Genomic DNA, 11,196 nt, shown 5'->3' with positions numbered 1-11,196 from the left:
CCCGAGCGCTGGCTAAAGTCGCTCCATCGAACGCCTGGAACCTGCCCCCCATGCGGTTCTGAGCAGCGACCCAACAACGACAAGAAGCCGGCAGCGCAAGGAATTGTATTCATGAAAATCAAAGCCATCCGTACCCGCGTTTTTGAGTGGAAAGGCAAAGTCGTTCCCCCTCAAGCGCACTTCTGCACCAATGCCAGCGACATCCTGTTCGAGCGTGGCGACGCCATGGGCTCGTTCCGTTTTCACGGCTGGCTGGTGGTGGAAGTCGAGACCGATACCGGCCTCGTCGGCATCGGTAACTGCGCCCTGGCGCCTCGCGTGGCCAAGGAAATCATCGACACTTACCTGGCACCGATTGCGATGGGTGAAGACCCGTTCGACAACGAATACATCTGGCAGAAAATGTACCGCCAGAGCCACGCCTGGGGCCGCAAAGGCATCGGCATGGCGGCGATCTCGGCCATCGACATCGCCATCTGGGACATCATGGGCAAAGCCGTGAACAAGCCAGTGTTCAAACTGCTCGGCGGGCGGACCAAGGAAAAGATCTGGACCTACGCCTCAAAACTCTACGCCAACGACAACCTCGACCTGTTCCTCGAAGAGGCCCAGGGTTATCTGAACCAGGGTTTCACCGCGCTGAAAATGCGCTTCGGCTACGGCCCGAAAGACGGCCCGGCGGGCATGCGCAAGAACATCGAACAAGTGCGCGCGCTGCGTAACCTGGCCGGTCCAGACATCGACATCATGCTCGAATGCTACATGGGCTGGACCCTGGAATACGCGCGGCGCATGTTACCAAAACTCGCCGAGTTCGAGCCGCGCTGGCTCGAAGAACCGGTGATCGCCGATGACATCGAAGGCTACATCGAGCTGAAAAAAATGGGGATCATGCCGATCTCCGGTGGTGAGCATGAGTTCACTTCCTACGGCTTCAAGGACTTGCTGGAACGCCGCGCCGTCGACGTGATCCAGTACGACACCAACCGCGTCGGCGGTATCACCGCCGCGCGCAAGATCAACGCCATGGCCGAAGCCTGGTCGGTGCCGGTGATCCCTCACGCCGGTCAGATGCACAACTACCACCTGACCATGTCCACCACCGCCTCGCCAATGGCCGAGTTCTTCCCGGTGTTCGACGTCGAGGTTGGCAATGAACTGTTCTACTACGTGTTCAAGGGCGAGCCGCAACCGGTCAACGGCTACATCCAGCTCGACGACCACACACCGGGCCTGGGCCTGGAAATCTCCGATGAGTACCTGAGCGACTTCAACATCATCGAGTGACCTTGAGGCGCCGTTAACGTACGGCGCCATCCCCGACTTTCTGGAGGCCGTCATGCGCCTGATTCAATTTGAAAACACTGCCGGCGAGCGCCAGGTCGGCCTCGTCGAGGGTTCACAGGTCCAGGTGCTCAAAGGCACCGGCAGCACCCGTGAACTGGCCCTCGCGGCCATCCGCGCCCAGCGTAGCTTGCAAGAAGAGGTCGCCCGGCGCGGCACCGAACCGGGGCCCGATTACGCGCAACTGTTACAGCAAGGCAAAGTCCTGCCGCCGCTGGATCACGAAGACCCGGCCCATTGCCTGATCAGCGGTACCGGCCTGACGCACTTGGGCAGCGCCTCGGCGCGGGACAAAATGCACCAGCAGGACGGCGCCGTCGAAGCCGACATGACCGACACCATGCGCATCTTCAAGTGGGGCCTGGAAGGCGGCAAGCCCGCCGCCGGGCAGATTGGCGCGCAGCCGGAATGGTTTTACAAGGGCGACGGCAGCATCGTCGTGCGCCCCGGTGCGGATTTTCCAGTGCCACCGTTTGCCGAGGACGCTGGCGAAGAACCGGAGCTGACGGGCCTGTATGTGATCGGCGACGACGGCCTGCCGTATCGCCTCGGTTATGCCTTGGGCAACGAGTTCTCCGACCATGTGATGGAGCGGCGCAATTACTTGTACCTGGCCCATTCGAAACTGCGTTTTTGCTCCTACGGCCCCGAACTGCGTGTCGGTGAGTTGCCCAGGCATCTGGCCGGCACCAGCCGCATCAAGCGCAACGGCGAAACGATCTGGGAAAAGGAATTTCTCAGCGGCGAAGACAACATGTGCCACAGCCTCGCCAACCTCGAATTCCATCACTTCAAGTACGCGCAGTTCTTGCGCCCCGGCGATGTCCATGTGCACTACTTCGGCACTGCCACGCTGTCGTTTGCCGACGGGGTGAAAACCCAGCCGGGCGATCGCTTCCAGATCAGCCTCGATGAGTTTGGTGCGCCACTGGTGAACGGCATCGGCGAAAGCGCCCAGCCGTTAGCCATCGGCCAAGTGCGTGCGCTTTAAGCCTTTAAAGGAACCCCCTCATGACATTGCCACTGGGACACAACTACATCGGCGGTCGCCGCAGCGCCAACGGCACGCTGCAATTGCAAAGCCTCGACGCGACGACTGGCGAACCGCTGCCGGGCATGTTTTTTCAGGCCAGCGAAGCCGAAGTGGATGCCGCCGCCAACGCTGCGGCCGCCGCTTACCCGGTCTTCCGCAACCTGAGCGCGGAAAAGCGCGCCCGCTTCCTCGACGCCATCGCCGATGAAATCGATGCACTCGGCGATGATTTTGTCGCCACCGTGTGCCGCGAAACCGCGCTACCGGCCGGGCGTATTCAGGGGGAGCGGGGGCGCACCAGCGGGCAGATGCGTTTGTTTGCCAAGGTCCTGCGTCGCGGGGATTTTTATGGTGCGCGGATTGATCGGGCACTGCCGGATCGCCAGCCATTGCCGCGTCCGGACCTGCGTCAGTACCGCATCGGTTTAGGGCCGGTCGCGGTGTTTGGCGCGAGTAACTTTCCGCTGGCGTTCTCCACGGCCGGCGGCGATACCGCGTCGGCCTTGGCCGCCGGTTGCCCGGTGGTGTTCAAGGCGCACAGCGGTCACATGGCGACGGCTGAATGGGTGGCGGACGCGATCATCCGTGCCGCCGAGCGCACCGAAATGCCGGCCGGCGTGTTCAACATGATCTACGGCGGGGGCGTCGGCGAGTGGCTGGTCAAGCATCCGGCGATTCAGGCGGTGGGCTTCACCGGTTCGCTCAAGGGTGGCAATGCCCTGAGCCACATGGCCGCGACCCGCCCGCAACCGATCCCGGTATTTGCCGAGATGTCGAGCATCAACCCGGTGTTCCTGTTGCCCGAAGCACTGGCGGTACGCGGCGAGCAGATCGCTGCGCAACTGGCCGGCTCGGTGACTTTGGGGGGCGGTCAGTTCTGCACCAATCCCGGTCTGGTCATTGGCCTGCGTTCGCCGCAGTTCAGCAGCTTTCTGGAAACCTTTTGCGCCAGCATGAACCAGCAACCGGCGCAAACCATGCTCAACACCGGTGCGCTGGTCAGCTACAGCCGGGGCCTTGGCGAGTTGCACGAACATCCGGGGCTGACGCACCTGGCGGGCCGGCCGCAACAGGGCAATCAGGCGCAACCGCAGGTGTTCAAGGCTGATGTCAGTTTGTTGCTCGAGGGTGATGAGCGGCTTCAGGAAGAAGTGTTCGGGCCGACCACCATCGTCGTCGAAGTCGAGAGCGGTGCGCAGTTGGCAGAAGCGTTGCAGGGGTTGCGCGGGCAATTGACGGCGACGTTGATTGGCGAGACCGAGGAGTTGCTGCAGTACCGCTGGCTGGCGGAAATGCTTCAGGAAAAGGTCGGGCGGATTCTGCTCAACGGCTATCCGACCGGGGTCGAGGTGTGCGAGGCGATGGTGCATGGCGGGCCGTACCCGGCGACGTCCGACTCGCGGGGGACGTCGGTGGGGACGCTGGCGATCGATCGGTTCCTGCGGCCGGTGTGCTTTCAGAATTACCCGGATGCGTTGTTGCCAGAGGCGTTGCAGAACGCTAATCCGCTGGGGATTCGGCGGTTGGTGGATGGGGAGGTGAGTCAGTCGGCTTTGTAGTGCCTGGGCGATCGCCATCGCGAGCAAGCTCGCTCCCACAGGGTTTTGTGAGCACCGCAAATCCATTGTGGGAGTGAGCTTGCTCGCGATGGCTTAATCAGCCGCACCACAGCACTACTTGGCCGTCACCTCAGCCACTTTCACCACCGCCGGCTTCAACACCAGCCACAACGCCGCCGCAATCAACACCCCGCCATAGATATGCGCCATGGACAACGGCTCATCCAGCAACAACGCCCCCCACAACACCCCGAACGGCGGGATCAGGAAGGTCGTGGTCATCGACCGCACCGGCCCGACCGAGCTGAGCAAGCGGAAGTAAATGATGTACGCCAGCGCGGTACACACCAGCCCCAACCCCAACAACGACAGCCAGACATTCCAGCCGCCCCAGCTCGCCGGTGGCTGGGTAATCACGCTGTAACCGAACAGCGGCAGCAAAAATAACGTGGCCCCCATCATGCTGCCCACCGCCGAAAGGCGACTGTCCAGACCGCCCGCGTGATCGAGCCAACGGCGGGCCAGGAAACCGGCGAAGCCATAACACGTCGTGGCCATCAGGCAGGCGAGGGCGCCCATCAGCAATTGCAGGTCGAACGCGACCGGGCCCGCGCGGGTCAGCACGCCCACACCAAACAGTCCGAGGAATACCCCGCCAAGCTTGGCGGCGGTGAGTCGTTCATGGAAAAACAACCCGCCGATCAACACGCCCATCAGCGGCGTGGTGGCGTTGAAAATGGCCGAATACCCGGCCGGCAGCACCTGAGCGGCCACGGAATACAAAGTCGCCGGAATCCCGGAGTTGATCACCCCGAGCAGCATCACGGTCTTGAGTTTGCCTTTGAAATCCCAGCTGATGCGCATCAGCCCGAGAATAATCAGCAGGCCGGTCGCGGCAATCGACACGCGGAAAAACGCCGTGGGGATTGTGCCAATCACGGGGGCGATGATGCGCATGAACAGAAAACTCGCACCCCAAATGGCCGCCAGTGACAGTAAACGGACGATATCGACGGGGTTCACGGTGCTCTCCTTCCTTGCTGGGGACGAGAGTGTTGCCGAGTGCCTGATTGATGGCAACCGAAAAACGGGCAAATAACCTTGATGCCTATAAGTTGAGCCGAACCGCACTTTGTAGCAGCTGGCTTCGCCAGCTGCTACGGTTCTCGTCAAGGCCATAACCCGAGTGGAAAATTACGCTTCTCCTGCACCCGGTTCACTGGCTAAGCTCAGGGCTCACGAATTCCCGCAGAGGTCTCACCATGCCGCAGCAATGGCCAGCCGCCGATATCGCCCGAATGATCCTCGATGGCTTTGACGATTACCGCGAGCATTTCCGCCAGATCACCGACGGCGCGCGAGCCCGTTTCGAACAGGCCCAGTGGCAGGAGACGCAAATCGCGTCGGCCGCGCGGATCAATCTCTATGAAGAAAAAGTCAGTGAAACCGTGGAGCGGCTGCGCGTCGCGTTCGACAGCGACACGCTGGACGTCAGTTGCTGGCCGCTGGTCAAGAGCGCGTACATCACGCTGATCGACCTGCGGTTCGACGATGAATTGTCCGAGACCTGGTACAACTCGATTTTCTGCGGTCTGTTCAGCCATGACCTGATCAGCGACGGCTGCATGTTCATTCACACCACCCGCCCGAGCCTTCGCCGGGCCCGCGCCGCACAAACCCGCACGTACAAACCTCAGGGCCAGTTGTCCGGCATGCTCGCGAGCATTTTTGCCGACTACCGTTTCAGTGAGGATTACGCCGATCTGGCCGGCGACTTGCACCGCCTCGAAGCGCAACTGCGCGAGAACCTGCCGGACTGGGTGTGCAAGGACCCGGAGTTGAGCGTCGAACTGTTTTCCTCGGTGCTCTACCGCAATAAGGGGGCGTACCTGGTCGGGCGTATCTACACCCGGGACGAACAGTGGCCGCTGGTGATTCCGCTGCTGCACCGCGAAGGTCGCGGGATTCAGATCGATGCGCTGATTACCGATGAAGCGGACGTGTCGATCATTTTCTCGTTCACCCGCTCGTATTTCATGGTCGACGTGCCGGTGCCGGCGGAGTTCATCGGTTTCCTCAAGCGCATCCTGCCGGGCAAGCACATCGCCGAGCTGTACACCTCGATCGGTTTCTACAAACACGGCAAATCTGAATTCTATCGGGCGCTGATCAACCATCTGGCCAACACCGACGACCAGTTCATCATGGCCCCCGGCGTGCGCGGCATGGTCATGAGCGTGTTTACCCTGCCGGGTTTCAACACCGTGTTCAAAATCATCAAGGACCGTTTCTCGCCGTCGAAGAACGTTGACCGAGCCACGGTGATCGAGAAATACCGGCTGGTCAAAAGTGTCGACCGCGTCGGACGCATGGCCGATACCCAGGAGTTCGCCGATTTCCGTTTCCCATTGAGCAAATTCGACCCGGCGTGCCTGGAAGAATTACTCGAAGTCGCCGCGTCCACGGTGTCGGTGGAAGGTGACACCGTGCTGATCCGCCACTGCTGGACCGAACGGCGGATGACGCCATTGAACCTGTATCTGGAAAACGCCAACGAGGCGCAGGTGCATGAGGCGCTGGAGGATTACGGCCTGGCGATCAAGCAACTGGCGGCGGCGAATATCTTTCCCGGCGACATGCTGTTGAAAAACTTCGGCGTCACCCGCCACGGTCGCGTGGTGTTTTATGACTACGACGAGATTTGCTTTTTGACCGAAGCCAACTTCCGGCACATCCCGCAGCCGCGTACGCCGGAAGACGAGATGGCGTCGGAGCCTTGGTATTCGATCGGGCCGCTGGATGTGTTTCCCGAGGAGTTTCCGCCGTTTTTGTTTGCTGACTCGGGGCAGCGGCGCTTGTTTGATCAGTTGCATGGCGAGTTGTACAACGCCGATTACTGGAAAAGCCTGCAGGAAGCCATACGTGCCGGCAAAATCATCGACGTATTCCCGTATCGCCGCAAAGGCCTGGATAACGAATAAACCCCTGAGTGAACCCCCTGTGGCGAGGGAGCTTGCTCCCGCTGGGTCGCGAAGCGACCCAAAAACCATCCACCGCGCCGCTTCAGACAAATCTCGATGACCGGATTACGACTGCCGCGCAGCCGAGCGGGAGCAAGCTCCCTCACCACAAAGGCAGGTTGAATTCGTCGCCGAGCCCCCAAATCTGCGACAATCCGGCCCCTGCGCCACTAGACGACTGAATTGCGTACCCGATGACCGACGAATCGCCCTCCATCGACAAACTGCTGAAAAACCTCGATCACGCCATGCTCGCCGACCGCCACCGGCTGCGGCGGCAGTTGCTTGAGCTGCGCAAGAAACCTGATGAGGCCAAGCTGGCCCTGTGGGTGACGCGCATGCAGGCGTCCTGTGATCAGGTGTTGGCGCGGCGCGCCAGCCTGCCGGTGATTCGTTACGACGACAGCCTGCCGATCGCCGCCAAGCGCGACGAAATCAAAGCCGCGCTGCTCAAGCATCAGGTGCTGATCATCGCTGGCGAAACCGGTTCGGGTAAAACCACCCAGTTGCCGAAAATCTGCCTGGAAATCGGGCGCGGCCAGCATGGCCTGATCGGCCACACCCAGCCGCGTCGAATTGCAGCGCGCAGCGTGGCGAGTCGGGTGGCTGAAGAACTGGCGACGCCATTGGGCGCGCTGGTCGGCTATCAGGTGCGGTTCGAGGACCAGAGCGATTCCAACACCCTGATCAAACTGATGACCGACGGCATCCTGCTCGCGGAAACCCAGAACGACCGCTACCTCGAACGCTACGACACGATCATCGTCGACGAAGCCCACGAACGTAGCCTCAACATCGACTTCCTGCTCGGTTACCTGAAAACCCTGCTGCCGCGTCGTCCGGACCTGAAAGTCATCATCACCTCGGCCACCATCGACCTGGAGCGCTTCTCCAAGCATTTCGACGATGCGCCGATTGTCGAAGTCTCCGGCCGCACCTTCCCGGTGGACACCTGGTATCGCCCGCTGACCCTGGAGCAAGACGAAGAGGGCAACCGCGTCGAGGATGACTTGACCGTCGATCAGGCGATCCTCGCCACCCTCGATGAAATCGCCGCGTTCGAACGCAGCGAGCGCAAGAGCCCCGGCGATGTGCTGGTGTTCCTGCCCGGCGAGCGCGAGATTCGTGACGCGGCCGACATGCTGCGCAAGGCCCAGCTCAAACACACCGAAATCCTGCCGTTGTATGCGCGTCTGTCGCCAGCCGAGCAGCAGCGGATTTTCCAGTCGCACCCAGGCCGTCGCGTGGTACTGGCAACCAACGTCGCGGAAACCTCGCTGACCGTGCCGGGCATTCGTTACGTGATCGACAGCGGCACTGCGCGCATCAGCCGTTACAGCTACCGCGCCAAGGTCCAGCGCCTGCCCATCGAGGCGATTTCCCAGGCCAGCGCCAACCAGCGTAAAGGTCGCTGTGGTCGGGTCGAGCCCGGCATCTGCATCCGCCTCTACGGCGAAGACGATTTCATGGGCCGCCCGGAATTTACCGACCCGGAGATCCTGCGCACCAACCTCGCCGCCGTGATCCTGCAGATGTTGCACCTGCGCCTTGGCGAGATCACCGACTTCCCGTTTATCGAACCGCCGGACGGCAAGGCGATCAGCGACGGTTTCAACCTGCTGCAAGAACTCTCGGCGGTGGACCGCAACAGCCAACTGACCCCGCTGGGGCGCAATCTGGCGCGTTTGCCGGTGGACCCGCGCATGGGCCGCATGCTGCTGGAAGCGGCGAAACTCGGCAGCTTGCAGGAAGTGCTGATCGTCGCCAGCGCCATGTCGATTCAAGACCCGCGCGAGCGACCGCCGGAGCGTCAGCAAGCGGCGGATCAGGCCCACGCACAATGGAAAGACGTGGACTCGGACTTCGCCGGGCTGGTCAATCTGTGGCGCGGCTTTGAAGAGCAGCGTCAGGCGCTGACGGCCAGTCCGTTGCGCAATTGGTGCCGCAAGAATTTCCTCAATTACCTGCGTCTGCGCGAATGGCGCGACTCGCACCGCCAGTTGAGCCTGATCTGCCGCGACATGCAGTTGAGCCTCAACAAAGAACCGGCGGATTACCCGAAACTGCACAAAGCCGTGCTCTCGGGCCTGCTCAGTCAGATCGGCCAGAAAACCGATGAAGGCGATTACCTCGGGGCCCGTCAGCGACGTTTCTGGATTCACCCGTCATCCGGTTTGGGTAAAAAGCGTCCGCAATGGCTGATGACTGCCGAGCTGGTGGAAACCACCAAGCTCTATGCGCGCATGGTCGCCAAGATCGACGCCGACTGGATCGAGCCACTGGCCGGGCACCTGATCAAGAAAAACCACTTCGAACCGCATTGGGAGAAGAAGCGCGGTCAGGTCGTGGCCTTCGAGCAGATCACGTTGTTCGGGTTGATCGTGGTCGGCCGGCGGCCGGTGCATTACGGGCCGATTGATCCGGTGGTGTCCCGTGAGTTTTTCATTCGCGAAGGCCTGGTGCGCGGCGAAATTCAGTCCAAGGCCAAGTGCCTGACAGCCAATGCGCAACTGCTGGAACAACTCGACGAACTGGAAGCCAAGGCCCGTCGCCGCGACATTCTCGCGGACGAGGAAACCCTGTTCGCCTTTTACGATGCGCGATTGCCCGCGGAGATTCACCAGACTGCGACGTTCGACAGCTGGTATCGGGTCAACAGTCAGAAAGACCCACAGCTGTTGATCATGCGCGAAGAAGACGTGCTGGCCCGCGAGGCCAGCGAAGTCACCGCCCTGCATTACCCGGACACCTTGCACATCGGCGATCTGGAACTGGCGCTGAGTTACCACTTCGAGCCTAACCATCCCCGTGATGGCGTGACCCTGCGCGTACCGGCGCCATTGCTGCCGATGCTGCCACCGGAGCGCCTGGAGTGGCTGGTGCCGGGTGTGATCGAAGCCAAATGCATCGCGCTCGTGCGCAACCTGCCCAAGGCCTTGCGCAAGAATTTCGTGCCGGTGCCGGACTTTGTCAAAGCCGCGTTGCAGCGCATGACCTTCGCCGAGGGTTCATTGCCGCTGGCGCTGGGCCGCGAATTGCTGCGCATGACCGGTGCGCGGGTCAGCGATGAGGCGTGGGCCGAAGCGTCGCAGCAGGTCGACAGCCATTTGCGGATGAACCTGGAAATCGTCGACGGCCAGGGCAAGTTCCTGGGCGAAGGGCGTGATCTGGCGGAACTGACCGCGCGTTTTGCCGAAGCCAGTCAGGCCGCCTTGGCGGTACCGCAAACCGCGAAAAGCCAGCAGCCGGTAGAAGCCAAGGTCTTTGCCGCGGTTGCCGAGAAAACCCAGCAGAAGATCGCCGGGCTGTCGATGACGGTCTATCCGGCGCTGGTGGAAGAGGGCGGTACGGTCAAGGAAGGGCGTTTCTCGACACCGGCCGAAGCCGAGTTCCAGCATCGCCGAGCATTGCAGCGTTTGCTGATGCAGCAACTGGCGGAGCCGGCGAAATTCCTGCGCGGCAAACTGCCGGGGCTGACCGAGCTGGGCCTGATGTACCGCGACATGGGGCGTGTCGACAGTCTGGTGGAAGACATTCTGCTGGCCAGTCTCGACAGCTGCATTCTCGACGGTGAAGACCCGTTGCCGCGCGATGGTGCCGGGCTGGCGGCGTTGGCCGAGCGCAAACGTGGCGGCTGGACCGAACACGCCGAGCGTCTGGCGAAGCTGACCCTGGACATCCTCAAGCTGTGGCATGGCCTGCAAAAACGCTTCAAGGGCAAGATCGACCTGGCGCAAGCCGTGGCCCTGAACGACATCAAGCAGCAGCTCAGTCATCTGGTGTATCCCGGTTTCGTGCGTGAAACACCGATGGTGTGGCTCAAGGAACTGCCGCGTTACCTGAAAGCGGTCGAGCAGCGTTTCGAGAAAATCGGCGCTCAGGTGCAACGGGATCGGGTGTGGAGCGGCGAATTGTCCGGCCTCTGGACCCAATACCAGACCCGCGCCGGCAAACATGCCCAGGAAGGCAAGCGCGATCCGCAGCTGGAGCTGTACCGCTGGTGGCTGGAGGAATACCGGGTTTCGCTGTTCGCCCAACAATTGGGGACCAAGGTGCCGATCTCCGATAAACGCCTGAATAAACAGTGGACTCAGGTCGAACCCTGAAACCGGGGCTCGCCACAAAACCTGTGGGAGCGAGCTTGCTCGCGATGACGGACTGTCAGACAACATTGATATTGAATGTACTGGCCTCATCGCGAGCAAGCTCGCTCCCACATTTTAGGTACGCCGTTACTCGC

Annotated in this window: 6 protein-coding genes; 5 read left to right on the top strand and 1 reads right to left on the bottom strand. The window is 61.5% G+C overall.

The window, feature by feature from the left end; genetic code table 11:
- Positions 1–111 precede the first annotated feature (111 nt).
- From H8F22_RS06440 to H8F22_RS06430, 3 genes are read left to right on the top strand one after another with little or no spacing between them, the layout of a single operon-like run.
- Entirely contained in the window at positions 112–1,287 is a 1,176-nt protein-coding gene (locus H8F22_RS06440) for an L-rhamnonate dehydratase (protein ID WP_027925846.1), read from the top strand.
- Positions 1,288–1,339: 52 nt separating this feature from the next.
- The gene (gene araD1, locus H8F22_RS06435; RefSeq protein WP_194939853.1) at positions 1,340–2,335 is read left to right on the top strand and encodes an AraD1 family protein; all 996 of its coding nucleotides are present in this window, start codon (positions 1,340–1,342) and stop codon (positions 2,333–2,335) included.
- Positions 2,336–2,355: 20 nt separating this feature from the next.
- A complete protein-coding gene (locus H8F22_RS06430) occupies positions 2,356–3,936 on the top strand; it encodes an aldehyde dehydrogenase (NADP(+)) (RefSeq protein WP_194939852.1) in 1,581 nt (526 codons plus the stop codon).
- Between the two features lie 114 nt (positions 3,937–4,050).
- On the opposite strand, the gene H8F22_RS06425 is transcribed toward H8F22_RS06430, so the two are convergent.
- Positions 4,051–4,959, bottom strand: a complete 909-nt coding sequence (locus H8F22_RS06425; RefSeq protein WP_027925843.1) for a DMT family transporter — start codon at positions 4,957–4,959, stop codon at positions 4,051–4,053.
- Between the two features lie 239 nt (positions 4,960–5,198).
- Between H8F22_RS06425 and aceK the strand changes: the two genes are divergently transcribed.
- Positions 5,199–6,917: a bifunctional isocitrate dehydrogenase kinase/phosphatase gene (aceK, locus tag H8F22_RS06420; protein ID WP_027925842.1), complete on the top strand. Its 1,719-nt coding sequence runs from the start codon at positions 5,199–5,201 to the stop codon at positions 6,915–6,917.
- 233 nt (positions 6,918–7,150) lie between these two features.
- Complete coding sequence (gene hrpA, locus H8F22_RS06415; RefSeq protein WP_194939851.1) at positions 7,151–11,062, top strand: ATP-dependent RNA helicase HrpA; 3,912 nt, start codon at positions 7,151–7,153, stop codon at positions 11,060–11,062.
- The last annotated feature ends 134 nt before the right edge of the window (positions 11,063–11,196 follow it).

This window comes from Pseudomonas mucoides, assembly GCF_015461845.1.
Taxonomy (GTDB): Bacteria; Pseudomonadota; Gammaproteobacteria; order Pseudomonadales; family Pseudomonadaceae; genus Aquipseudomonas; species Aquipseudomonas mucoides.
Note: the sequence above shows the minus strand (reverse complement) of the source record. Positions and strands in the feature narration are given on the sequence as shown.

Bases quoted from the DNA above. Each gene is read 5' to 3' on its own strand.
- aceK (WP_027925842.1), top strand. From the start codon at position 5,199: ATGCCGCAGCAATGGCCAGCCGCCGATATCGCCCGAATGATCCTCGAT.
- H8F22_RS06430 (WP_194939852.1), top strand. From the start codon at position 2,356: ATGACATTGCCACTGGGACACAACTACATCGGCGGTCGCCGCAGCGCC.
- hrpA (WP_194939851.1), top strand. From the start codon at position 7,151: ATGACCGACGAATCGCCCTCCATCGACAAACTGCTGAAAAACCTCGAT.
- H8F22_RS06440 (WP_027925846.1), top strand. From the start codon at position 112: ATGAAAATCAAAGCCATCCGTACCCGCGTTTTTGAGTGGAAAGGCAAA.
- araD1 (WP_194939853.1), top strand. From the start codon at position 1,340: ATGCGCCTGATTCAATTTGAAAACACTGCCGGCGAGCGCCAGGTCGGC.